A 23,545-nucleotide genomic window follows, 5' to 3' on the forward strand; every position below is an offset into this window, starting at 1 on the left:
CGAGGGGACTTGACAGAGGGTAGGGTCCTCGTGCACGCGTGCACGCGTGCACCCGTGCACCCGTTATGCGCGCGCGAGGGCCCCGCCGGCACTGCGGCGGGGCCCTCGTGGTGACGCGTGGTCACTGCGGGGGGATCTGGGCGGTGACGGTCGTCGCGTAGACCTGAAGGTCGTCCCAGATCCGCGGATCGCCGGCCGCCCGCCGCTGCATCGCGACCAGGAACAGCCGGAGCACGTTGGCCCAGCCAGCGAAGGTGTCCGGGTGGACCTTGGCCTGCTGCGCCACCCATGTGCGGGTGACGCGGAGCCAGGATTCCGCTCCGCCCTTTTCGTCGCCGCGCCGCTCGATCGCCTGATTCTCGCCGTCGACGAGGAACTGGCGCTTATTCTCCGTGCTTCGTTCGACACGGGTCTGCGGCCGCGTCATGCCGACCGCCTGTCACCCAGCTCGAACATCGACCGAGGGTCATCACTGTAGCCGCTTTTCGCGGGCGGCGGAACCTGCTCGGCGGTCCTGTTGACCGGAATCGCCTTGGAAGAGCGGTGCTTGTTCGCCTTTTCCAGGGCTTTCGCGGACCGCTGGCCGGGAAGCGCCGCAACCCTTTCGTCGTGCCTGCGCCGCTGAAAGGCCACCTTTTCCGCGGCCGTGGCGGCGTTGTTCAGCGAATTAACGAGCGCTTTCAGCTGGCGCTCGACGGGCAGCGCCCGGGTCCGGGCGTGGTAGAACCGGTCGCCCTCGACGTGGGTCCCGCGCAGTTCGACCTGGGCCGCCTGGGCAAGCGCCGTGAGCGTCGCGGTGAGGCCCAGGATGTTGCGCTGCACGTCGGCGAGGTAGCGGGTGAACGCCTCCGGGTCGGCGGCCAGGGCCTCCATCGCCTTGCGGACCTGCGGCGGACTGGACTCGGTGTGTTCGTGTCTGGTCATGATCTCTCCGGGGAAGCGGGTCGGCCTCGGCGCTGCCGTGACCTGGGGTGGTGTTCGTCGACCCGGGCTCCGGCCGGGCGGCCGGGTCGTGGGTGGTACTCGGCGCCGCAACGCCTTCGCCGGTCACCGGGGCGGTGTACGCGCCCCGGTGACCGGCGGAGAGGCCGGGATCCGGTGGTTCGGGGCCGCCGCAGCGAGGCGCTGCGGCGGCCCGAGACGGGCCTGCGGGCGGTCAGGCGCCTAGACCGTCACCCGGTCGCCCAAGGCCCCACGAAGGGGCTCCAGAAGCCCGGTGAGGGGCGTATTACCGGGGTTGGTCAGGTGGTTGATGGCGGCGGACTTGCGGGCGGAGGCGGTGCCGGTGGAAACCCCGAATTCGGTGGCGATCCAGTCGCCCTTGACCTTCTCGGCGTCGCCGCCGACGGCGGTGATGGCGACCATCACGCGCAGCGTCTGCCAGTCCTGCTGGGTAAGTCCGGCCAGCGACGCTTCGAGGAGGGTCCGGGTCAGGGCAGCCTGGGCGGCGGCCTCGGCCGCGCTCGCGGTCTCACGGGCGATGGCGGGGTCCGGACGGGGTGCCTGGCGCCCATCTCGGGGGGTCGCGCAGGGCCGGGCCGGGTGCCGCGAGTGCGGGTTCAGACTCGGTTCGAGTGGTTCCCGAAGGCCTGCGGCTACCGTCCGGCAGGGCCCCCGGGGACCCCGGCCGAGAAGGCCAGGGAGCCCGGGAGAGAGCTTCGCCAGAGGCAGTCGCAGACCCTGCGGGGGCCGGTGCAGTCAAGCCGGAGCATGGGCCAGCTCCTTGGTGTGCGCCTGGCCCAGGTCGACCCCCGACTCGGCCGGGCCGGCAGCCTGCTGCGCCTCGGCGGCCGCCGTCTCGCCGGCCTTCTGGTGGAGCTGGCGGGCCAGGTCCATGACGCGCTGGGCGCGCGCCTGGTTGACGCCCAGCCAGGCCTGGGTCTTCTTGATGCCGCCGGTGCTGAACGTCTTGCCGTCCGGATTGATCCGGGCCAGCAGCAAGGGAGCGAGCTCCCCGTCGGTGCGGGTGTCGGAGTCCGTACCCGCCAGCGCGTCGTCGGGCCACGGGCCCGTACCCGGGTCGGTGTCCGTACCCGGCCCGGCCGTACCCGCCCACTGGTGGGTGAGCGTGGTGGCCGTACCCGGTGCGGGGCCGTCGGCCTGGCCGCCCGTACCCGCCGTGGGTCGGACGGGACCGAGGTCGTACTCGTACACGCTGTCCGCGACCGGGCCGGGCACCTCATCCGTACCCGCTGCCGTACCCGCGTGCGCCGATTCCGTACCCGCTGCCGTACCAGGCAGCGGCTCCGGCTGGGAACCCGGACGCGGGGCGGGTACGACCGTACCCGCCGTGACCTGCGAGTTCGCAGCGGGTACGGCCTGCTTCGCCGTACCCGTACCCGTCTCGGTCGTACCCAGGTACGGCCTGTCAGCCGAACCCGTACCCGTACCCGTTGTGGCCAGGTACGGCCGCTCGCCCGTACCCGTACCCGCGTCGGCGGCTACCGGGTACAGCCCGCTGGCCGTACCCGTACCCGCCGGTGTCGTACCCGGGTACGGGTCGAGCGCCGAGCGGGTACGGACCCGATCACGCGGGTACGAAGCGGTGCCCATACCCGTACCCGCGTCGGCCGTACCCGCTCCCGGCCCCCGCCCGCCCGGCGCCGTACTCGCCTGGTCGGTCAGCCGGGTCTGCATCGCCGTCTCGACGTCCCTGGTGCTGCGGAAGTTCAGCCTCGCGTACTCGGGCGTACGCACCCGGCGCAGCAGGGCCGTCATGACCGACTCGTGGTCCTCGATCGGCACGCGGGCCTGGGCGAGCTGGGCGAGGCGGTCGGCCCGGGCGATCCGGGCGTTGATGAACCGGCCGGTGCGGGCCGGGGCCTTGGGATCGCCCAGCAGCTGGCGCAGGCGGTAGAGGCGGTACCCAGCGCGGTCGATGCGGACTTGACGGGTGGCTTCGGTCTGGGAGATGTGCTCGTTGGCGGCCAGGGCGAGCTGAACGCGCACCCACTCGACGGGGTGGCACATCCGCACCAGGCTGAGCTTGCGGTCCAGCCACAGGCCGGCCTTGCGGGCGGACAGCTCGCGCATCGCGAGCCGCTCCTCGATCGAGCCGAGCTCGAAGAGCGTGGCGGCGATGATCGGCCACACGGCACGGGCGACCATGCCCATGGTGTCGGAGGCCTCCGAGGCACTGAAGGCGGAGGATGTCGCAGCCAGGACCCACACCAGCACGCCGGAGGGGCCGGGCGACTTGCCGCTGCGCGAGCGGCGCCGCGCCCGCATGCCGCAGACAACCGCGGCGACGTCGAGTGCGGCGAACGGCATCCAGTCCCACGGGGGCTGAAGGTGGATGACGTGGCGCCCCAGGCGACGAAGGCCGTCCGAGGACAGGCCGGCCGCGGCAGAGGCCACCAGGACGGTCAGAACATCCTCGACCCGGCGGCCCCGGACGTCCGAGAGCTCCTTGCGCCGCTCGGCCTCGGCCTCGGGCAGGTTCTTCTGCTCCTCCAGTTCGCGCTCGACCCGGCGCCACATGCGGATGGCCAGAATGCCGGCGACCGCCGCGACCCCGATGCCGAGCAGGAGGTTGAGGTGGTCCGAGAGCCAGTTGACGGGGACGAAGTCTCGGATCTGGGAGAGGGGGGAGGCCGTCAGGGACGGCCCGGTCTGGTTGGTCATCAGGGTCTGCTACCTCTTCGATCGGCCGGGCGCGGTGGCGCTGGCGGGTGCCGTTGCCGGACGGGCCGGATCGGCGGCGGGGAAACGTTCGTCGGTGCGGCGCAGCAGTTCGTCCAGGGCGGCGAACCGGTCGAGAAGCCAGGCCTCGGCGGCGTCGGCCTCGGCCTGGAGCTCGTCCGCGTCGGCGCGCTGGTCGCCTCCGCCGCCGGCGGGCTGCGTGGACCCGCCGGCGGCGGGGAGGTAGACCGGTTCGAAGCCGGCGGCCTCGATGTCCGCCACCTCGGCCGGGCTGAGCTGGTCGCCCGGCTTGTAGACGTCGGGTTCGCGCCGGGTGCGCCGGGCCCTGGCCAGTTCCGCCGCGGCGATCAGCAGCAGCACGGGCAGGAGCGCCTCCGCAGGTCGTGCTGGCCGGTCCTTCCGGCTCCCCGGTCCGCCCGACCGCACCTCGGGGGAGGTGGGCCGGGCGAACCGGGCAACCGGCGGACGGGCCCGGCGCGCGGAACCGGAAGGCCCCGCGCGCCGGGGTGTCGTCTCCGCCGGGAAGGTCCGGCGGATCAGACCGTGTCGAGCGGCATGACGCTCCGGGTACCGTAGCCGTCGGTGACGGTGTAGACGGCGGGGGCCGGGGTGGCCTTGCTGCCCCCGTCGGCCTTTGGGGCGTTGCTGCCGCTCGGGGCGGCCACCGGGCCGGCCGTCACGGTGGCGCCGGCGGCGTTGGCGCTGTTCTGGTTGTTCGTCATGATCTGCCTCCAGGCGGAGGCCGGGACGGTCCCGGCGCTCCCCATCGCCCAGGGGCCGCCGCGAGGCGGACTCCCTGGGATCAGGGCAACAACGGGTGCGGGGTCAGGCCCTGCTGGACGGGGCGCAGTTGAGGATGTCGACCGCGGTGGTCACGGCGTCGGCCCAGCGCTCCAGGTCCTCCACGGCGCGCGTCGCGGTGCGGGCGTCGTAGGAGTTGGTCAGGGGCTCCAGGAGGGCGCCGGCCGTGCGGACGGTCTCCACCGGGTAGTTGAACAGCGCCTCGGTCAGCAGCGTCAGGAGCGCGCGGATCCCGGTGTCGATCCGCCCGACCTGCCACCGGACCCGCTTCTCGTCGGCGATGTCGGGCGCGCTGCGCAGCGTCGTCGCGGTGCGCAGCCGGCTCGTCTCGGCGAGGGTGAGGGCGAGCTCGGCGAGGCTGCAGCGGGCGTGGGCCTCGCTGTAGCGCTGACGCAGGAGGGTGGCCTCGTCAACGGTGAAGCCGCCCAGACGTTCGCGCATCGTGTGGTCGATCGCGCGCTCGGCGGTGTCGCGGGCGAGGCGGTTGCTGTGCCAGTCCGACCTGTTGTCCTTGCTGTCCAGCCACTGGCCGAGTCGGCGCAGGTCGCGGAGGGGGTCGTCGGCGTTCAGGTGGTCTTCGAGCCACTTGGGAAGGGCCATGGTCTGGTGTTCCTCTCGGTGTCAGTGGTCGGACGGTCGGTCAGGCGCTGCGGGCGCGGTTGCGGACCGAGCGGCTCTTCAGCGCGCGCCGCTCGTCCTCGCTCATCCCGCCCCAGACGCCGGCGTCCTGGCCGGTCTCCAGCGCCCACAGCAGGCAGGTCTCCATCACCGGGCAGCGGCGGCACACCGCCTTCGCCTCCTCGATCTGCAGGAGGGCCGGGCCGACGTTTCCGACCGGGAAGAACAGCTCCGGGTCCTCTTCGCGGCACACGGCGCGGTCGCGCCACTGGCGGTCGCTCTCGCGGACATCGAGCGTCATCACTTGCTGTCCTCCTTCTTGGTGGTGGACTTGCTGTCCTCCTCGGTGCCGGTGCCGTTGCCGCCGGCGAAGCTGCGGAGGGTGTACATCGGGTCCTCCTCCAAGGACGGTTGGTGCGGGGGTGGGGGTCAGTTCGCGGGCCGGGCGGCGCCGGTCAGGCGGCGGCCTGGTGGTCGGTGCGGGCCGTCCGCTGCCAACGGACCGGCGGCCAGGGGTGGAGCGGGGTGGTCCTGGCCGGCGTGCGCGCGGGCGGCTGGACGGGGCTGTCCGGGGTGTTGCCGTCCGGGTAGCGGCCCGAGCGGCAGACGAAGCGGGAGTCGGTGCGGTGCTCCTGGAAGGGCGAGAACCGCGCGACCAGCTCGTTCTCGGTGGCGGTGCGCCGCTGGGGGTCGACGCCGCCGTCGCCCTGGTTGGTGGTCTTCTTGGGGCCGATCTTGGGGCTGGGGGCGCGGGTGGCCACGGAGCCTCCTGGGTGTGTGGTGGAGGGGACCGGGTCGGTCCCGGAACTCCCCATCACTCCCGGCCTCGGCCGCCCGGCGCTAGTGCGCAGGGCGTGAGGTCTACAGCCCGAAGGCCGTCGTCCCTCCAGCGCCGCCGCGCTTGCGCGGGGGCCGGATGACCGGGAGATCAGGGCAGCCACGGGGCTGCTCGGTGTGCGTCCAGCCGCCGCGCGGTCGCAGCGGCTGGACGCGCCCGCCGGTAGGGCGGGACTGGCCGGCCTGTCGGGGGCCGGCGACCGGGTGACGATCTCTCTGTCTCTCACCTGGAACAGGGCGACATCGCGCGGGGCGGGTGGCACGCCGTTGGGGCGTGTTCTCCAGAGCCGGGCCGCTTGGCAGATGCGGGCAGAACCGGATGGTCCGGTGTTGTGTCGCCGACGGCAGTCCCTGCCGTCCGGGGAGACGATCTGTCTCATCTCGTCTTCACGTTCAGGACCCGCTGGTCCCCCGCGCCCGAGGGCGCCGTGCCTGCCAGCACGAAGGGGGAGCAACTGCGGTGCTGCCGGGCGCGGTTCTACTCCCCGGAGGGGGCAATCCACGCCAGGCCGCGGCCTCCGCTTACGCGGCGATCCTGCAATGCACATGACACGCTATGGAGTTCTCAAGGACCGGGAGCTGCAGGATTCAGTCCCCCTCGGGATCTGCCTCCGCGCCTTCGAACCGCCGCTCTCGCGGCGAGCCACCGTTAATACACTCAGAGTGATCACTTGGCGGCAGAGCTGGGCCTAGCCAGGTCCCCAACCCCCGCGCCCGCCGGACGAGTTCGTCCGGAAGGTGGTTCGCGGAGGAAGGGCAGTAGCCAGGGACTGCTGCTCAGGAAGTAGGGGTCAGCAACCGCCGGCCCGTACCTTTGGCACCTTCGTGCCACGGGCCTTCGCGGCGCGGTCATGCTTGGAGGACGTCACCGGATCGCCGCTCGGGCCGACACGGTCGCCAGCTGCGACCTGGTCGACGACCGCGCCCTTCTCGATCCGCCCGAAGGCCAGCCCGCGCACGGCGCTCACTGGTGACCACCGCCCTTGCCGGCCTGGAAGTCCTGGACGGCGAGGTTCACGCGGGCCGTGTGGGCGTCGACCGAGTCGACGAACTGTCGCGTCGTGAGCGGAGCGTTGGTGGGCGTCGGCTGCGGGGACTGCTTGACCTGGGGCTGCTTGACCTGGGGCTGGTCGCTCATCAGTACGCCCCCAAGTCGCCCTGACGGCCGCCGGGAACGGCGTGGGTCGGGTCCGCGGCCTGGAAGACCTTGCGGGCCGCGGCCACGTCGCCCCCCTTGATGGCCGCCTTGGCGGCGTCGTTCAGGGCCTGCGCCCGAACGGCCACCGGGTTCTTCGGCTGCTCGGGGGTGCTCATGCGGCCACCTGCCCGTCCCCGTCGACCTGGACCGCGACCACGAGGTGGCCCCGGTCGGTCGTCAGGGTGATGGTCGAGGTGTCATCGAAGTTGCCGACGTCCTCGGACTCCAAGGCGCAGGCAATGGCCTCGAAACCGGCCGGGGAGACGGTCCCCAGGTGGAGGGTGCCCACGACACCCAGTCCGGCGGCGAGCGCCAGGAGGTCCACGATGTCGGCGAAGCGGTCCTCGGCGACGTCCTTGGCGGACGGCCCGGCCGCCAGAATCGCGGCGGTGCGGCTGGGAGCCGGCGGGGTGCGGAAGCTCAGCACCGGCGCAACGGCCGAGGACGTGATGGTGGGGTCGGTGTGACCGGGCGAGCCGGCCTGCGGGATGATGCTCACGGCGGGTAACTCCCTCAGTTGAGTTGAGGTCGAGGTGATCGCCAGGAGCAGCAGGCGTGCTGCTCCAGCAGCGGGTCCGGGATTGCGAGTCCTGGGCCCGCTGTGCCGTTTCCGGAGGTGCGAACCCCGGGGCCAACACAGCGATCTGGTCTGCCACCAGCGGCGAGCCGGTTGCGAGCCGGTTCCGCTTGGCGACGAGACAACTCTGACACAGCATCAGCGGGATAGTCAATTCTGTTCCGGCATAGCTCCGAGATTTGCTCCCATACCGGGATAGCCGCCGATGTGGTTCACTATGTCTCCCAGCGTTGACAATGCAGACCGAGTCGAAGGGGGGCTCCACGTGTCCCGTAAGTGGGAGGTACTCAAGGACGAGCTGGCGCAAATGTGCGCTGAGCTTGGCCCGGGAGGCGTGCTTCCGAGCACTCAGGAGCTGATCGCCCAGGGGCGCGGTTCGCGAACAACCGTGGGTAACGCCTACCGCGAACTCATTCGCCTTGGCTTCGTTAAGGGAGTGCCAGGGACGGGCTACATCGTGCGTGATAGGCGTGTCGTGGTGATCCCGTTGAGCCGCTATGGGCATGCAGGTGCTGATGGCTTGGGCCCGTGGGAGACCGCAACGAGAGCCCAAGGCATGAACGGAACGATGACCTTGATCGAGGTGACCACGGCAGAGGCCACGGTCAGCGTGGCAGAACGGCTTGGTCTGACTGCCGAGACGCACCATCAAGTGACCCGCCGCACCAGGCACGCGTTGATCAACGAAACCGAAGTGCTCCAAATCCAGAGCGCCTTGTACCCGGTGGAGGTAGCTCGCCGGTGCGGCCTTGACCGAAGAGTGAAGATCGAAGGCGGCACGCTGCCAGCGCTCGCTGCGGAGTACCGGCTCGGGCGCGCGACTGAACGGATCAGCTTCCAGTCGGCCACTGACGCGGAGGTACGAACCTTGAAGCTGGCGCAGGGCAGCTCTGTGGCTCGGGTCGAACGTCTGCTTATCGCTGAGGACGGCACACCGCTGGAACTCCTTCAGGTTGCCGCTGCTCCGGATCGAGTCGAGTTCGTCTACGACGACCTCGACCTGCAGAGGATGGTCTGACAGCTCCCAGTTCGTTCGACGCTCGATCTTCCTGCGCACAGCTCCCCCTGACCGCCGCAGCCAGGGCGGCCGCAGCGGGTCAAGCATGACGAGCGGACCCGGGGGAGGGCAGGCGGTGCTGGCCCAGTGCTGGCACAACGCTGGCACAACGCTGGCACAATGACGCGCCCTCAACGGCGCAGTGCGGGGAGGGAGTGCGATCGTGGACATCCGCATCGCGAGCTGGACCGGCCGCGAGGCGTGGTGCCTGCAGCAGACGCTGCGGATGACGGACCGCGACCTCGCGGACCACCTCGGTGTCTCGCGGAACTCAGCCGGCAACTGGCGCAAGGGAGGGGAGGACTGGGTGTGTAGCTCAGGCACCGCGCAGGTACTCGATCGCGCCGTCGAGATGTTGAGTCCGGCCGACCGCGTCGTCTTCGTTGATCTGCTACGGAAGGCCGGAGCAGCCGACATGCCCTCTGCCGCGGCCGGTCTGGTGGGTCCACTCAGCCTGACCTCGCACCAGTTCATCCCGCTGCAACTTGGCCCGTCTGCCGGAGCCCTCTTCGACCGGGGCTCGTCCAGCTCGGCAGGCCCCGCGAACCTCGACCGCCGCTCGCTGGGGGTCTCCACGGACGCCGGGCGCGACGGGATTCTCCACGTCTACGGATTCGGCATCGGAGTGCTCCATGTCCGCCAGCAACTCCGCCTGGACTCCCTGACCGACCTCGCCCTCTGGCGGTACCCGGCATACCAAGAGAACCGTGTCTGGGCTCAGCGGGAGGTTACGGGCTTGGCCTCCGCCACTGAGAGCGCGCCGGTGATCCCGCTTCCGGACTACGTGCTCTCCCTGTACGAGCTGCGGCAGCACCAGTGGGAAGGCGGAGCTCTGGACCCGGCCCTCCAGTTGCTGGCGTCGCCGGGCGGGCTGGTGGACCGCACCGACGAGTCTCGGATCGTGCCGCTCGGCATCGAGGGGCAACGGCTCGCTGACGGCTGGCGTCACCCCGATGCCATCTGTTTCACCGGCGGGGTATCCCGAGGCGTCGCGAGCTGGTCGGGGGTCGCCTACCACCCCGAGCCCGGCGAGCGCTCTCTGCTGGTCGACGACATCGTGGCGATGGAGCTTGACACCCAGGCCCTCTGGGCCCTGTCCGCGTATGTGCTGAACCTGGTGGAAGACGGCTTGGACCCAGAGCTGCCGGAGCCTTTCGGCTGGCGCTGGCTCCGCGGTGTCCACACCAGGCTCACTTCCGCCAGGCCGACGGAGACCGCTGAGCATCGAGCCATGCGAGCAGCCGTGATCGGCACCAGTGACCTGCCTCAGCGGCTCCAAGCCGCATGGGCTGCTCTGAAGGAGGCATCGTGAGCACCGCACTGGTCGGGCCGCAGCTGGGATCCGCGGTCCTGATGGCGATCGACGTCCAGGTCGGCTTCGTGAAGGAGCCCAGCGCGCACGTCGTCCCCGTGATCGTGGACTTGATGCGGGCTTGGCAGGTTGCCGGCGGCGCTACGGCCGTTGCCACCTTCACCAATCCTCCAGGCTCGCAGTACGAGACGATCAGTGGCTGGACCAAGCTGCGCACACCCGAAGAGCAGGCGCTCGCCCCTGAACTGGCCCCGGTAGCCAATGCGGCCACCGAGCGAATCACCAAGTCGACTTCCAGCTTCTTCAAGGTGGCCGGGGTCCTGGAGACCTTCAGAGCCAGGGGGTGGACAGAGGTCGTCCTGACTGGGATCGACACCGACAGCTGCGTCCACGACAGCGCGGCCGACGCCTACCAGTACGGCATCACGCCCTGGCTCGTCGTTGACGCCTGCGCTTCGTCCGGCGGACAGCAGTATCACGAGGCTGCTCTGCTGCTCGCTGCCCGCAATTTCGGCTCGCACCTCCTACTGACCAGCTCAGACGTACACCGGATGCTCAGTCAAGGGGGATACCAGTGATCACGACCGACGCCCTGTTGCTAATCGTCGGAGCAGGCCCCGCCGGCTGCCACGCCGCGACGATGGCCGCCAGCGTCGGCATGACCTCGCTGCTGATCGACCCTGGTCCCACCCCTGGCGGAACGCTCTGGCAGATCGGTCACCTCACCAACTTCCCCGGCTACACCGACGGCCCCAGCTACGCCCGGGTGCTGGGCATGGCCGTCGGTGGCATCGACAGGTACTGCACCTACCTCCAAGGAACCGTCGTCCGGGTCGAACCAACCGATGAGCATGTCCGAGCGCTCCTGGCTGACGGCACCAGCCTGGTGGGCGAGCTGCTCATCGCCGCAACCGGAACCCATCCCGCGAAGGCTGGCGAGGCCTCGTGGATCACCTGCGAGCAGGACTTTCCCACGCTCACCTCCACGACACCCACCAACCTGGGCCCACGCACCATTGTTCTCGGAGCCGACCGTCCACTGGGAACCTGGTTGCGTGCCCACCGCGAGGCTGACCAGAATTTGATGGTCTGCCACACCGCGGCGGAGGCGTACAAGGTCGACGAGGTCCGCCACGACGCGCGGGTGCAGCTGGTCCAGGTCCAGCACGTCAGCGTCGCTGGCGACGATCCCTTCAAGGTCCGACTCAACCTGGCCGATGACACCCAAAGGGTGACGGAGGCGGACTCGGTAGTCACCAACCTCGGCAACGTCCCTTCGTCGCTCTCGGGACTTGCCGTAGGGCCCGACGGTTTCTGCCCGCCCGGCGACCAGCATCCTCGTATCCTCACGGCCGGCGACCTCACCGCCCGGGTCGGCCAACGGGTGGCAACCGCCGTGGGGTCGGGGGCGGGCGCGTCCCTGGCGCTCCAGGCCAGGTTCCGCCACCAGGCAGTGTGATGAGCGGTCAAGGCCGACACACACGCGCAAGGACTGCAATGGCGTGGCACGCAGGGGTCTCTTTGGGCTTAGGATCAGATGCGGACCGTGACCGGTCGGCGGGAGGTGGAAGCCCCGTTGGAAGGTCAAGGTCCACGGAAAAGGCTCGGCCCCGTCGCGACCGCGGCGGGGTGGAAGATTCCCGCCGGACTCGGTCACCCGGGGCCGAACAGCCGGGGCATCTTCACCGGCTCAAGCTGGACACCTGTAAAGGAGGTGCCGCGCTGTGAATCAGCGTACCCGCAAGTCAGCTCACCAGCGCAACAGCACCCCGCCGATGTCGCGCGGCTCACTGCCGTGCCCAGCCGCCACGGGCCTATCCAGGCACGAGATTTCCCAGCTCAGCGGCACTGTCCGCTGGGAGGGGTTCCCCCGTTCGTGTGTTGCCCGGGTTAAGGGGCCAACCCGTTCGGGTTGTTCCGCGCTCCGCGTTGTCAGGAGCTCGGTGCCCCCTGTGGCCGCTACAGGTGGCCGGCGTGGTGTGGGGGTGGGGATGACCTAGGCCGCTGTGGCGGCGCCTTCATCCGCTTGTCCTCCTGCCAGGGAGGTATGGCGGTGGCGCCGCCCGGGAGCTCGACCGGTGCCTGCCGGTGAGGTTCCCAGATCGTCCTCGTGAGTGACCGCCCTTGCCGGGGCCTGTCGACTCGCTACTTCGTTTGGTTCTCCCAAGAACCGCTTCCAGTCCGGAGAGCGCCTTTGGCGTTTCCGGACTACTCGAAAGCAAGGAAGCAAGGACATGATGCAGGATCGTCCTGCGCAAATCCAGTTCGGCGTGCCCGCACGCTGGCGAAACCGCCTGTTTCCGGCCGTCTCGGCCGTGCGGGCCCGTCGCGTTGTGCCGTCGGTGGCCCCCTGGGGCGGCCGGTGAGCGCGAACACGATGCTTCTCGGACCGTTGCCGGGACAGCGTTCGACCGAGTCCGGGACAGCGCGTGGCCGCCGCAGGCGGCTTCGTGCTGTCCCGGACCAGGCCGTGATGCCGGCGGAGGCGGCCCTGCACCCGCTGGTGCTCTCGTCGGTGATGCGGGCCCGACTGAGTGCCGCGGTCCGAACGTTGCTGGCGTCTCCGGGCCTGGTGGGTCAGAGCGACGCGGTCCGGTTCGCGGCCGTGGTGCTGATGGCCCGTACCCCGTTCGACGGTGGGGTGGTGACGATCCGCAAGGGCGAGCTGGGTCGCTGGTGCGGGTCGAGCCGCAATTACATGAAGACCGTGACGCGGACCCTGCGGGGCGCCGGTCTGCCCGAGGGTGTCCAGGCCACGGTGGCCGACGTCACCGAGGACGGTTCCGAGGGCTCCGCCGACTCGCTGAGCCTTCGGGTCCTGCCGCTGTGGAACGCGATGACCACGTCCGGGGGCCCGGCAGGGCGTTGCCCGGTGACGGGCGAGCGCAACCCGCTGGCTCTGGACCAGCGTGAGCTCAGCGTGCTCTTCCACCTGGTCGAGTACTTGTTCGCGCCGGGGTGGGCTGCGGACCCGAGGGTGGGGCTGCTGGCTTCCCGTACTGGGCGCGGTGCCGCGACCGACCGTCTCGCACTGCTCCTGCTGGTGCTCTCCGCGTCCTCTCGTGGGCGGGTGCGGATGTGCGGCGGCCTGGTGGACACCCACGCCGGCCGCCCGGCGGTGACGCTGGCCCGGATGCTGGGCTGCTCCCCCGACGGTGCCGCGCACGTCCTGGCCCGGCTGGAGGAAGCGGGCGTGCTGACCAGGCCGCGCCGTGGCGCGTCCGGTCTGCGCTCGCGTGCCCGGTTGATGATCCCGGCGGTGGCCGCCGCGTGCAGGGCGGGCGCCGCCAACCTGCGTGCGGTCAGCAGCGCGGTACTGGCCCCACGGTCTGCCCCGAAGCCGACCGTGCCCGAGGCTGGCGGCGCTGACGTCCCGTCGACGGTGCCCGATATCTCCGTTGATGAGCAGCCGGCTGAGGACAGGTGGTGGGAGAGGTGTGGCGAGCCTGAGGTCGAGGAGCCTCCAGTGGCGGACCCGGCCGTGGACCTGGAGGAAGCGTTCGCGGACGTCTCGTCCTTCGTCGGCGGCCCTGCCGCTGCTACCCCCGGCGGACTCGCGCCCTTGGCTGCCGAGGATGTGTTGGTCAGCGCCGTAGAGGAGGGCGGGAAGGCCCAAATCGCAGACCTGGCCGCTGCTACCCCCCTTCACGCTAAGCACTCTCCGGTGGCTGAGGTGGATGGTTTTGCTGGTGAGGTAGATGGCTCTTCCGGCGCTTGCGCCGTTGGGGCTGGCCAGCGTCGGCCGGAGCGCGCGGGTGCGCGCGAGGACGGCCCGGAGACCGGCCTGCCCAAGCTGCGGCTCGTCGGGGCCGCGGACGGCCCGCTTCGCGGGGAACAGCCGAACACCCAGCTCGACCACAACACCCAGGCGCAGCAGGGGGCGGTACCGGACCAGCCGGTGCCGTACTTCGCCCTGCCCTCGGACGACTGCCTGGCCCGGGCTCTCTCGCCCGCCGAGGACCTGTGGGTGCGCCTGACCAACCCCTCCACCAGGGACTTCGTGCTCAAGCACGTCCGGGCGGCCCTGGAGGGCATCGCGGTGTGGACCGGTGCGGAGGACGCGCCGGAGGCCCTGGCCGCACGGCTGGCGTTCCGGCTCAAGCGCCAGCGCAGCCAGGGCAACCCGACCGTCACCGACCCGGTCGGCTGGTTCCTCAAGCGCGGGCTACCCCAAGAGCGGTGGTGCTCGCACCCGGCCTGCGACAACGGCATCCGCACCGGCAGCGACGCCGACTGCAACTGCGACCTGCGGGTCCAGGACCGGCGTGCCACCCGGCGCGCTGTGATCCGCAAGGTCGTCCAGCAAATGCCGGGCGCGGACTTCGAGCAGCGGCAGGCCCCGATCGATCAGGCCCTGGCCGAGCACGCCGCGCACCGCGCTGCCGTCCAGGTCGAGACCGAGCGGCGGGCCCGCGAGGAGGCCGCCCGCTGGGAGGCGCAGCGGCCGGAGCGGGAGGCGCGGGCGGCGGAGGCTGAGCGTGCTCGGCTGGCGGTGCCGTGTGCGGACTGCGGCGCCGGGCAGGCCGGCGGGCTGTGCCGGGGCTGCGCCCGGACCCGCGAGATGGCCGAGGTGGAGCGGGAGTGCCTGGTGGTGGCGTTGGCGTTCCTGGCCGACCTGGCCGATGCCCGGTCGGTGCGTCAGGTGCGGGAGGGCCTGGTGGAGCACCTGGCGAGCTCGCGGGAGTTCGCGCGGCGCGGGGCGGTCGATGACCTGATCGACGGGGCTGGGCAGATCGCCGAGCTCGGTGCGGTCAAGCTGCTGCTGGCCGACTACCGCCAGCTCGCCGTGGAGCGTTTCGCCGGGTCGGAGCGGGCCCGGGCCGAGGCGGATGCCGCGCACGGCGCGGTGATGCGCGCTGCCCACCGGTACCCCAGCAAGGCCGCCGCCCGCGAGCAGGCCCAGGCGGACGCGGAGCAGGCTCGCGACCGGGCCGCTCGGTGGCTGCTGGAGCAGCAGCTCGCCGTGGTGGCGGAGTGGCTTGCTCGGACGGAGCCGCATCCCGCGGCCCCCGCTGCGGGCCAGGTGGGCCGGGACGCGGTCGGTGCGGACCTGGTGCGGGCGGCGGTGAACGAGCACCTGGCCGCCGAGCTGGACCTGGAGCTGGGGGTGGCGGTGCGCGAGTGCGTCGACGTCGCGGTGGCGGCCCGGGCGGAGCTGTCGGTCTACGTCTCGGTCCGCGAGGTGTGGGAGCAGACCCGCCAGGAGGTGCGGCAGGCGCGGGAGATGGCGCGGGCCGGCGCGGCCGGGGGCGTGCGGGTGCAGGCCGAGCTGTCGGCGGTACGGCGGATGATCGCCGAGTACCGCCAGGAGGCGTTGGAGTGGCTGGTGGAATCCGACCGGGCGCAGTCCGCGGCGCAGACGGCGTTCGACGCGGAGCTGCGGTTGCGGGCCTACCAGGGCGACCGCGCCGCGCGGGCCGGGGCCGAGCGGGCGGCGGACGCCGCGTGCCTGCGGGTCGCGGAGCAGGACCTGGCCCGGCTGGTGGCCGAGGTCCAGCGGCGGCGCGAGCGGGCCGGCGCTTCGAAGGCCAGCAAGGAAGGCTGAACTGTGCTTTCAGATAAGGACGTTGAGCTTATGAGCGTGGCGGCAGAGGGACTGTGCGGGTCCGGGCACTACGAGTGGACCGCGGACTGCACCCTGGCGGTGGAGCACGACGGCCCGTGGCGCCAGAGCCGGCACCCGGACACCGCGGTGCTGATCCGCTTCCGGGGCACGCCGGAGGTCGAGCACACCCAAGAGTGGAACTCGTGGGAGCCGGAGGACGACCGTGGCGAGTGGGTCACCCTGCACTACCGGGTGACGGACCGCACGTCCGCAGTGGGGGTTCCCGCCGACCTCGACCAGCGGGTGCTGGGGGTCGCTGTCGGCCACGTCTTCACCAGCCGGACCCGGCCGGGCGCCGGCGGCCAGGAGGAGGAGTGCTCGTGCGGCCAGTGGTACCCGGCCTGTCGGCACTACGAGCACGTCGGCCGGCAGGTGGGCCTGCTGGTCCGCTCCTACTTCGACATCGGCATGAAGGCGGGCACCTCGGAGGTCCCTGTGGAGAGGAGCAGCTGATGACCGTCCACCCGCGCGGCCCGCAGGGCCAGCTCCCCGCGGTCTGGGTCACCGAGTCGTACCCGCCGGTCTTGAGGGCGGCCCTGACCAGCCGAAGCGGCATCCCAGTGGCGGCGCGCGAGCTCGTCATCGAGCAGCTTGGCCACCGAACTCCCGGGGAACTGCGCGAGCGGGTGGAGCGCCGGTTCTTCGCCCGGTTCAGTCATCTCCCGTCAGGCGAGATCACCGAGCGGGCCGACGAAATCGCCTAAGCCCTCGTTGCCCCCGGTAACTGCCCGGACCGGCGATGCGAGGACGGATGGCTGTTCGACCAGTACGACGAGGTCGAAGGCTGCCCCTGCTGCCGGCAGCGGACCGTCCAGACTGCGGCCCTGCTGCCGGACGCGCCCCGTGCAACGCCGGCCACCGTCACTGCGGCTGCCGCCTCGATCCGGCGCACCATCCTGCTCGCCCGCACCGGCACCCACGCCCGCCAGTCCCAAGCCGACGCCCGCCGATCACACCAGCTGCGGATGGCACCTCCTGCCACGAAGTCAACTTGACGACAGCGGGGGTGACGCAGTGCCGGCGCAGTCGACCACGGTCAGTACGATGACCGCCACGCCGCTCGGCACGGTGGACGAGCAGGGCCGGATGGACCATCAGGAGACCTGACTGAACCCGAAGTGCAACATCGACCAGATCTGCCGAACGTCAGATACCGTCACCGGCGACACCCTTCACATCCTCCTCGACCCACAGGAGCAAGCGAGTTGGCCAAGACACGAACCGGCAAGCAACGCAGCGGGAACCCAGCCTTGCGTGCCGGGAAGCCCGCAGTGATCGTGCCCCGCGACAGTGACCTTGCGACCCCGTCGGCCCCACCTGTGGAACCCGGCATCGTCCCCTCGATGGAGGTCGAACCCGAACCGGCCTCCACGGCGAATACGGTGGCCATCGACGTACTCGACCTCGACTTCGGCACCGGGTGGATGCCTGCGGTCGAGTTCGACTACGGCCGGCTCCGCTCTCGGGAACGAGACCGCAGCCCCCACCTGGGCGGCGGGTTCAGCATCGAACTCCCCGCCATCCTGGATCTCCTGGAACACATCGCCACTGGCGCTGTCTCCCCCCGCACGGCCCGGGAAGTGCTGCAGCAGGCCGCGGCAAGCATCTATCTGCCCGTGACCACCATGCATTTCGACGCTGCCGTCCTCCAAAGGCGTTGCGAACGCGACCAAGACAGCTGCCCGCTGTGCGAACTCCGCCAGGACTGGTTCGAGGGCATGCTCAACGAATGCGACAGCTGGTGGGAGCGCTACACCCAGCCCGAGGCATTTCCGTACATCGCAGGCGCGGAAACCGTGCACACCGTGGCCTGCCCCGCCACCCGGCGGAAGATGCCCGACCGGTACGAGCGGCCGACCGGGGAGGACTACCAGCAGGAACTGCGGCGCTACGCGCACTCCGTCGACCCCACCAGTGGCCGTTCCGCCCTGGACCTCGGTTCGCGCTACCCCGGATGGAAGGCGATGACCGCCGACGAGGTGAAGGACTGGATGAAGGCCCACATCGGACCCAAGGGCGGCGTACTGTACAACCTCTGCCGGCGCTGCGGACCGACTCCCTAGTAAGCCCGGTTCACCGAGCAGCCGCCCACTTCGGGCTCGGACACTCCATCCACACGATCGACGAGTCGGCCCTCTGTCGCAGGGCGACGTGGGGTGACCCGGGGCAGGACGTCCTCGGGCTGGTTCTCGACCGCTCCACCGATCCTTCAGCACCGGCAGGCGGCTGACGGGGAGAAACGCCCGGAGTCCGGCTGGTTTTCCTCTCTCCACGAACCTTCTGCCCTCGGTACCGTGCCGGAGTGAAGACACTACGGAACGTCACTCTCCTGGCCATCGCCGGCCTGCTCGTGCCCCTGCTCGCGTCCTCCCCGGCGGCTGCGGCTGACCGCTACTTCTGCGAGAACGGGAAGAAGGTGTCCGGCGCCATCCTCGACAAGTACGTCGCGATGGGTGACGTGACATCGCCGCTGGGGTGCCCGGCGACGGACGAGATGGCCACTCCCGACGGCCGCGGCCGGTACACCCACTTCGATGGAGGTTCGATCTACTGGACGGCGGCAACCGGTGCGTTCCCGGTGTGGGGAGCGGTGCGCAGCAAGTGGGAGTCGATGGGGTGGGAGCGGTCCTCCCTGGGCTACCCGAAGTCCGATGAGCTCAGGAACCAGGACGGCAAGGGGGTGCGCCAGGTGTTCGAGGGCGGCACCGTGTACTGGTCTGCGGCCACCGGCGCCCATCCGGTGTGGGGACGGATCGGCGCGACGTGGGGCGAGTACGGCTGGGAGAACAGCGCGTTCGGCTACCCGGCCTCGGACGAGGTCGACGGGACCGGCTCGTGGGCGGATGACGCCGGGAACGTCCACGTGTACCGAGTGGTGACGCAGAGGTTCGGCTCGGGTGCGACGCTGTTCTGGATTCCGGGCGGGGCGACGGAGGGTTGCGGCGGCGAGTGCACCGGCTACGAGGTCGCGGCACCGGGCCGCCTCGTCCAGCGAGTACGGGTGAACCTGCCGACGGATTCGGACAAGTTCGTCCTGATGGTCTTCCCGACGGACGCCGGCTTCCGCGGCGGCGTCAACAAGGCGCCCGACGGCTGGCAGGAGGTCTGGGCCAACACCCCGAACCCGCTGCGCCTGGACACGGCCGACGAGGCGGAATCCTTGCGGGAGCAGTACGCGTGCCACGCCGCGTACGCGCACCAGGAGTCCGACGGCAGTTGGAACACCGGCAATTCGTGGGATCTGGAGTCGGAGAGGCCGAAGGTGAGCTGGACGTACGCCACGAACGCCATGTTCGTGGCGATCCACAAGTGCAACTGGACGTGATCGCGCGCTGAGCAGCACAGGCCCAAGACGGTGCGGGCCCGGTCATCTGGCAGCGGTCCGACCGTGTGCGGCTCGTGCCTGGGGGGAGCGTGCTGGTGGCCGGAGGCCGAGCCAGGGAGGGGCCTGGTCTGACCCCCGCACAGCACCGCCCGCAGCCGGTGACTGACCTCCCCTCCACACCCCTGGCCCCGGGCGCCCCACCCCGGCACGGACTGGTCGGCTCGCCCACGCCGCCCGGTCAGGGTCGCGGTGTCCAACCCGGCGGGGAGCAGCCGATGTTCGTGGCCGGGGTGGGGGTCAGGTTGGGCGGTGGCCGGTCAGTTGGTGCCAGCGGTCGTGGGCGGCTTCGAGTTCGCGCCGGGCCCGGGGGATTCGCAGGTCGTTCTTCGCCCGGTCGGTGACCTGCCGCAGGTTCTGCTCCGCCCGGCGGCGGTCGGTGGTGTCGGCGATGGTGTGCTTCAGGTCGGCCTCGGCCGCCGGAATGAGAGCGCGGCGCCGTTCGCTGGCAGATCCGGCGTCGGCGATCGCGTTGTGGATGTGGACGACGAAGGCCCGCACGTCCGCTTCCGGGATCTCGGTGAGTGGGAGGGTGAGCAGCTCGCGTCGGCCGTCGGGCGGGGTCAGGTAGAGGAAGCCCTCGATGAGGGAGTATCGGTCGTCCACCTTCAGTCCGAGGAGCGGATGGTCCGTGCTGGTGAGGGGATCGGTGTTGACGCGCAGGACCTGCTCGTAGAGGTCCAGGCGCTCGCCGAGGGAGTGGAGCAGTGGCCCGGTGCCGGGGGCGCGGAGTGCTGCGAGGCGTTGTTCGGCCTGACGGATGCGGTTGTCGTGCTCGCGGGCGGCGGTGTCGGCGGAGGAGCGGACGCGCTCCTGTTCGGCGGCGACCTCCTGCTCGGCCCGGCGCAGGTTGTGGCGAGCGGTGCGCAGGTGTTCGCGGTCCTGGTGGTGGCGGGGGTCGAAGGCGTGCCGCCAGGTGCCGGGGTACTGGCGCCTCCACCAGGCCGTAGTGAGGGCGGCGGCCAGGGCGAGCAGGCCGGCCCAGAAGAGGGTGGTCCATACGGCTTCGACGGTCACAGTGTTGTCTCCTGGTCAGGGACGGCGTGGGGTTCGGTCGGCTCCGGTGTGGTGTTCGCCTTCCTGCGCCGACCGATGGGGTCAGCTCTGCCAGGGTGATGGACGGCGCACCGTCGGTGAGCATGGCAGAGGGCGGGGCGCGCGCGGGACGAGTTGAGGGATCCGGTCGGCGGTGAGGACTCTGATGGGGAGGGGCCCTTCCGCCTTGATCGAAGATCGGTGTCGGTCGTCCGCCGCTACCCTTGGCCGGCGCGCGTTCGTTCAGGTGGTTGGCCGTACGAGGGGGCTTTGCGTGGGGAAACTGCAAGACGCGATAACCGGCCTGCTGCCCGCGGTGCTTGCGGCGGAGATTCGGCCCGAGAGCTGCCCGGCATGGCTGTACCGGCCCGGTCGCGTTGAATGCGCCGGGATGTGGGGGACGGTCTCGACCATCTACAGCGCGTTGACCGGGCTGGTTCTCCCGGAGCGGGCTCCCGCTCGGGAATGGCGGCGCCTGGACGTCCTGCTGACGTACGAGGACGGCCGGCGGCAGATCCTGGAGGTCGACGAGCGGCAGCACTTCACCGGTGTGCGCGCCCTGGCCCTGGAGCTCTACCCGCCGACTGTGGAGCTCGGCTTCGATGCCGGGCAGTGGCTGGCCCGCTCGCGGGCCCTGACTGGGCGTGAGCCCGGCGGCGGGTATGCCAAGGCCAAGCCGCCGCTGTTCCCGGGCACTGGCGGTCGCCATCGCCAGCGAGCCTTCCGGGACACGCTGGCGGACCTCCTTCCGGCGGAGCACGACTGGCTTCCGACCATCAGGATCAGCGATACGGAGGTAGGCGCGGTGCTCACCGCTCCGGACCCCGCATCCTCGCTCAGCAGCCTCCTCGGCCAGCGCGGCGCCCCTACGCTGGCCGCGTGACGACACCAAGCACCGCGCCCGGGCCCGCGGCCGGCGATCGAGCGCCTGCCCCTAGCGTCTCCATCGGCGCGGTGGGGCGTTGGACGCTGCCGGTCGGGCCGGACGGCTCAAGCGCGCCGACGGGGGTGTTGGTCAGCAGAGGGTGTCCTGTTCGAAGTCGGGGAGGCCGAGGTCGGTGATCCGGGCTCGGTCGAGGCCCGCTTCCACAAGGAGGCGGGCCCTCGGTGGCGTTGCGGACGAAGATGCGTTCGCCGTGCAGGTCCGGGCAGCGGGCGGCGAGGGCGGGGCAGGGCCAGATGATGCCGAAAACGGCGGTGCCGGTACGGCCGAAGCGGGTGCCGTGGATGCGGGCGAGCTTCCCGTAGGCGTACGTAGGCCAGAGCTCGGAGGTGTTGATGTCGGCACGGGTGGCCGCCTCCTTCCAGGCCGCCGATGTCACGGCGTCGTCGAGGTCGGCGTGCTGCTGCGCGGACAGCGTGCTCCACCACGCCTGGCCGGCGGCGCGGTCGGCCGCGCGCTGCTGCTCGATCCGTAGGGCCTCGGCTTCTTCGCGCAGGCGGCGCTGCTCCGCTTCGTGCTCTCGCTTCCGGTCCTCCAGGGCCCACCGTCCGCGCCGCAGGAGCGAGTAGAGGTCGTCCTGGAGCGCCTGGTGCTCGGCGCGCAGGCGGCGGTGGCGTGCGGCGCGGGCCTTGCGGGCGGCTTCCGCCTCCTGACGCAGCCGTTCCTGTTCGGCTTCGAGTTTGGCCTGCTGCTCCTGCCAGGCCCGTTTGCGTTCTTCCTGGCGCTGGCGCGTCCGGTTGTGGCGGGCTTCGGCGGTGATGGAGCGGTTAGTGGTCCACAGGATGGGGCGGCGGGCGGTGTCGTCGTCAACGGGGCGGTGGACGCGGCGGTAGCGCGGAAGGGTGACATGGAAGGCGAGAGAGCGGTTGTGGACCCAGGTGACGAAGGCCTGGAGGGGCATGGGCTGGACGGTCCAGCGGCCGGCGTCGTAGTCGAAGCCGGCGACGCCGTCGTCGACGCGCCATCCGTGCTCGGTGCTGGTGCGGATGGAGGGGATCTGGCCGAGCCAGGCGGCTTCCCTGCGGGTGGTCACCCAGCAGACTTTGACATCGGCTTCGCGGTAGCGCTCGGTACGGGCGGTGATGTCGTCGACGGTGACAGGTGAGAGCTGTGCTTCCCAGGCGATCCGGGTGCTGGCGTCGGGGGCAGTGGCCATGACGTCGGCGCGCCAGGTGCCGTCCGCGGCGGCGACTTCGAGTTCGGCGTGCCAGCCGGTGGCGCGGATCGCGCAGGCGAGCTCCAGCTTGAGGAGATGGTGCTCCATCGACTCCTCGGCGAGTTCGCAGTGCTCCGGGCGCCTGCGGTCGTGGGCGAAGTGGTGGAGTCCTCGGGTGGAGCGGCGGGCGTGGACGCCGTGGCCGCAGTCGGGGCAGGTCAGGGGGATGCGGGGGCGGACCTTGTAGATCGCGGTCCAGGGCAGGCCGCATCCCAGGTCGGGGGCGGTGGCGTCCAGGCGGCCGGCGTCGGGGTGCAGCGCGGTGAAGGACACGGGGAGCTCATCTCGCCGAGAGTGATGGGTTGGGCGCGGTGTGCAGTGATGAGTTACCAGCAGGCACTGACAGCCGGGCCGGGCCGGCCGGAGGGGCTCGGTAGAGTGCTGCCTCCAACTCCGGCGAAGGGACCCCTGCCCGTGGACATCCACACCCGACTGTCCGCCCCTCCCGGTCGGCCGTACGTCGAGGGGCACACCACCTACGACCCGGCCGTCCACGAGCTGGCGGGGCTGGAGGACATCGGCGTCTACGTGGTCGCCCTGCAAATGATCGACAAGCAGGGGTGGGCCAGCGCGGCCGAGCTCGACGGCGAGAGCCGGGGCCTGAGCACGGAACTCGTCCTGGAGAGCGTGCGGCGCCTGCTCGACCACGGCCTACTGGCACTCCTGGTGGAGCCGGAGCCGCTGCGAGACCTGCCGACGTGGGCACGTGCGGCTGCGGACACCTACCTGGTGGCGACCGCCGACACCCGGTACCTGGAGGAGCGGCTGGCCGCGGCGTACGCCTCACCCACGGATGCGAAGGCCCACTCTCTGCAGACCCTGAGCGAGACCACAGCCAAGCTCCAGCGCATCCGCGCCGACCTTAACGCCTGGCAGGGCCACCTGGAGGACCTCCACGACGCGCTGTCCGCGGCCCCCGAGGGTGAGGGCGTCCCGGAGTTCCTCCGCCTGGAAGCCGGCCGCTTCGCCAGCATGGTGCTCCGCCTCCACGAAGGCGCCGCGACCCGGTTGTTGGACGGCCCGTACGGTCCCGCCGCCGATTCGCTGCGGGTGCGGTTCGACGGCACCTGCCTGCTCACGCCGTCCGGGGCGATTCCCCTCGCCGGCCTTCAGCTCCCGGCGGCCGAGGCGCCCGTCACCGCGAGGTGAGGGGCGCCTCTGGTCGGGACTTCGCCGTACGGCCGTTTCGGCCACCGGACAGCGCGGTCATGCAGCATGCGGGCCGGGACCGTAGATGGTCCGAAGGTGACGTCCGGCCAGGTCAATGTCCAGCGCCGCCTCCGCGGACCGGCCCCCGCCGCCTTGGCGTGGCCGATCTGTGC

At 71.1% G+C, this 23,545-nt stretch carries 26 protein-coding genes; 11 read left to right on the forward strand and 15 right to left on the reverse strand.

Annotated elements, in window-relative coordinates:
- Positions 1 to 121 precede the first annotated feature (121 nt).
- The 13 genes from ABZY91_RS00315 to ABZY91_RS00375 all read right to left on the reverse strand — a co-directional run bounded on the left by ABZY91_RS00315 (position 122) and on the right by ABZY91_RS00375 (position 7,595).
- The gene (locus ABZY91_RS00315; protein WP_355398601.1) at positions 122 to 427 is read right to left on the reverse strand and encodes a hypothetical protein; all 306 of its coding nucleotides are present in this window, start codon (positions 425 to 427) and stop codon (positions 122 to 124) included.
- Complete coding sequence (locus ABZY91_RS00320; protein WP_355398603.1) at positions 424 to 924, reverse strand: hypothetical protein; 501 nt, start codon at positions 922 to 924, stop codon at positions 424 to 426. The genes ABZY91_RS00315 and ABZY91_RS00320 overlap by 4 nt, the downstream gene beginning before the upstream one ends.
- A 240-nt stretch (positions 925 to 1,164) precedes the next feature.
- Positions 1,165 to 1,365, reverse strand: coding sequence for a hypothetical protein (locus ABZY91_RS00325; RefSeq protein ID WP_355398605.1), 201 nt, complete (start codon positions 1,363 to 1,365; stop codon positions 1,165 to 1,167).
- Between the two features lie 333 nt (positions 1,366 to 1,698).
- The gene (locus tag ABZY91_RS00330) at positions 1,699 to 3,624 is read right to left on the reverse strand and encodes a hypothetical protein (RefSeq protein ID WP_355398607.1); all 1,926 of its coding nucleotides are present in this window, start codon (positions 3,622 to 3,624) and stop codon (positions 1,699 to 1,701) included.
- A 9-nt stretch (positions 3,625 to 3,633) separates the two neighbouring features.
- A complete protein-coding gene (locus ABZY91_RS00335) occupies positions 3,634 to 4,002 on the reverse strand; it encodes a hypothetical protein (protein ID WP_355398609.1) in 369 nt (122 codons plus the stop codon).
- A gap of 176 nt (positions 4,003 to 4,178) precedes the next feature.
- The gene (locus ABZY91_RS00340; protein ID WP_355398611.1) at positions 4,179 to 4,364 is read right to left on the reverse strand and encodes a hypothetical protein; all 186 of its coding nucleotides are present in this window, start codon (positions 4,362 to 4,364) and stop codon (positions 4,179 to 4,181) included.
- Positions 4,365 to 4,467: 103 nt separating this feature from the next.
- On the reverse strand, positions 4,468 to 5,043 hold the full coding sequence (locus tag ABZY91_RS00345) for a hypothetical protein (RefSeq protein WP_355398613.1): 576 nt from the start codon (positions 5,041 to 5,043) through the stop codon (positions 4,468 to 4,470).
- 40 nt (positions 5,044 to 5,083) lie between these two features.
- Complete coding sequence (locus ABZY91_RS00350) at positions 5,084 to 5,362, reverse strand: WhiB family transcriptional regulator (protein WP_355398615.1); 279 nt, start codon at positions 5,360 to 5,362, stop codon at positions 5,084 to 5,086.
- Positions 5,363 to 5,516: 154 nt separating this feature from the next.
- Positions 5,517 to 5,822, reverse strand: a complete 306-nt coding sequence (locus tag ABZY91_RS00355) for a hypothetical protein (protein WP_355398617.1) — start codon at positions 5,820 to 5,822, stop codon at positions 5,517 to 5,519.
- An 867-nt stretch (positions 5,823 to 6,689) separates the two neighbouring features.
- On the reverse strand, positions 6,690 to 6,866 hold the full coding sequence (locus ABZY91_RS00360; protein WP_355398618.1) for a hypothetical protein: 177 nt from the start codon (positions 6,864 to 6,866) through the stop codon (positions 6,690 to 6,692).
- Positions 6,863 to 7,036, reverse strand: coding sequence for a hypothetical protein (locus ABZY91_RS00365; protein WP_355398620.1), 174 nt, complete (start codon positions 7,034 to 7,036; stop codon positions 6,863 to 6,865). The genes ABZY91_RS00360 and ABZY91_RS00365 overlap by 4 nt, the downstream gene beginning before the upstream one ends.
- Entirely contained in the window at positions 7,036 to 7,212 is a 177-nt protein-coding gene (locus ABZY91_RS00370; protein WP_355398622.1) for a hypothetical protein, read from the reverse strand. Before ABZY91_RS00370 ends, ABZY91_RS00365 begins: the two co-directional genes overlap by 1 nt.
- A complete protein-coding gene (locus ABZY91_RS00375) occupies positions 7,209 to 7,595 on the reverse strand; it encodes a hypothetical protein (RefSeq protein WP_355398624.1) in 387 nt (128 codons plus the stop codon). The genes ABZY91_RS00370 and ABZY91_RS00375 overlap by 4 nt, the downstream gene beginning before the upstream one ends.
- A 343-nt stretch (positions 7,596 to 7,938) precedes the next feature.
- Here ABZY91_RS00375 and ABZY91_RS00380 point away from each other — a divergent pair, with 343 nt between their 5' ends.
- From ABZY91_RS00380 to ABZY91_RS00420, 9 genes are all read left to right on the forward strand, one after another.
- Positions 7,939 to 8,691 carry a GntR family transcriptional regulator gene (locus ABZY91_RS00380; protein WP_355398626.1) on the forward strand — a complete coding sequence of 251 codons (753 nt, stop codon included), beginning with the start codon at positions 7,939 to 7,941 and terminating at the stop codon, positions 8,689 to 8,691.
- Positions 8,692 to 8,893: 202 nt separating this feature from the next.
- Positions 8,894 to 10,042: an XRE family transcriptional regulator gene (locus ABZY91_RS00385; RefSeq protein ID WP_355398628.1), complete on the forward strand. Its 1,149-nt coding sequence runs from the start codon at positions 8,894 to 8,896 to the stop codon at positions 10,040 to 10,042.
- Entirely contained in the window at positions 10,039 to 10,620 is a 582-nt protein-coding gene (locus ABZY91_RS00390; RefSeq protein ID WP_355398630.1) for an isochorismatase family cysteine hydrolase, read from the forward strand. The genes ABZY91_RS00385 and ABZY91_RS00390 overlap by 4 nt, the downstream gene beginning before the upstream one ends.
- The gene (locus ABZY91_RS00395) at positions 10,617 to 11,501 is read left to right on the forward strand and encodes an NAD(P)-binding protein (RefSeq protein WP_355398632.1); all 885 of its coding nucleotides are present in this window, start codon (positions 10,617 to 10,619) and stop codon (positions 11,499 to 11,501) included. Before ABZY91_RS00390 ends, ABZY91_RS00395 begins: the two co-directional genes overlap by 4 nt.
- A 1,014-nt stretch (positions 11,502 to 12,515) precedes the next feature.
- On the forward strand, positions 12,516 to 15,587 hold the full coding sequence (locus tag ABZY91_RS00400) for a hypothetical protein (protein ID WP_355398634.1): 3,072 nt from the start codon (positions 12,516 to 12,518) through the stop codon (positions 15,585 to 15,587).
- Between the two features lie 30 nt (positions 15,588 to 15,617).
- Complete coding sequence (locus ABZY91_RS00405) at positions 15,618 to 16,100, forward strand: hypothetical protein (RefSeq protein ID WP_355398636.1); 483 nt, start codon at positions 15,618 to 15,620, stop codon at positions 16,098 to 16,100.
- A complete protein-coding gene (locus tag ABZY91_RS00410; RefSeq protein ID WP_355398638.1) occupies positions 16,100 to 16,351 on the forward strand; it encodes a hypothetical protein in 252 nt (83 codons plus the stop codon). Before ABZY91_RS00405 ends, ABZY91_RS00410 begins: the two co-directional genes overlap by 1 nt.
- A 639-nt stretch (positions 16,352 to 16,990) precedes the next feature.
- Positions 16,991 to 17,710 (forward strand): hypothetical protein, encoded by a 720-nt coding sequence (locus tag ABZY91_RS00415; protein WP_355398640.1) that lies wholly within the window; start codon positions 16,991 to 16,993, stop codon positions 17,708 to 17,710.
- Positions 17,711 to 17,949: 239 nt separating this feature from the next.
- Entirely contained in the window at positions 17,950 to 18,972 is a 1,023-nt protein-coding gene (locus ABZY91_RS00420; protein WP_355398642.1) for a DUF2599 domain-containing protein, read from the forward strand.
- 297 nt (positions 18,973 to 19,269) lie between these two features.
- On the opposite strand, the gene ABZY91_RS00425 is transcribed toward ABZY91_RS00420, so the two are convergent.
- Positions 19,270 to 20,046 carry a hypothetical protein gene (locus tag ABZY91_RS00425; protein WP_355398644.1) on the reverse strand — a complete coding sequence of 259 codons (777 nt, stop codon included), beginning with the start codon at positions 20,044 to 20,046 and terminating at the stop codon, positions 19,270 to 19,272.
- A 292-nt stretch (positions 20,047 to 20,338) separates the two neighbouring features.
- Here ABZY91_RS00425 and ABZY91_RS00430 point away from each other — a divergent pair, with 292 nt between their 5' ends.
- Positions 20,339 to 20,947 carry a hypothetical protein gene (locus ABZY91_RS00430; protein WP_355398646.1) on the forward strand — a complete coding sequence of 203 codons (609 nt, stop codon included), beginning with the start codon at positions 20,339 to 20,341 and terminating at the stop codon, positions 20,945 to 20,947.
- Here ABZY91_RS00430 and ABZY91_RS00435 read toward each other — a convergent pair.
- Positions 20,931 to 22,496 carry a competence protein CoiA family protein gene (locus ABZY91_RS00435; RefSeq protein WP_355398648.1) on the reverse strand — a complete coding sequence of 522 codons (1,566 nt, stop codon included), beginning with the start codon at positions 22,494 to 22,496 and terminating at the stop codon, positions 20,931 to 20,933. The genes ABZY91_RS00430 and ABZY91_RS00435 overlap by 17 nt on opposite strands.
- A 141-nt stretch (positions 22,497 to 22,637) precedes the next feature.
- Here ABZY91_RS00435 and ABZY91_RS00440 point away from each other — a divergent pair, with 141 nt between their 5' ends.
- Positions 22,638 to 23,372, forward strand: a complete 735-nt coding sequence (locus ABZY91_RS00440) for a hypothetical protein (RefSeq protein ID WP_355398650.1) — start codon at positions 22,638 to 22,640, stop codon at positions 23,370 to 23,372.
- Positions 23,373 to 23,545 lie beyond the last annotated feature (173 nt).

Source organism: Kitasatospora sp. NPDC002965, from assembly GCF_040611255.1.
Taxonomy (GTDB): Bacteria; Actinomycetota; Actinomycetes; order Streptomycetales; family Streptomycetaceae; genus Kitasatospora.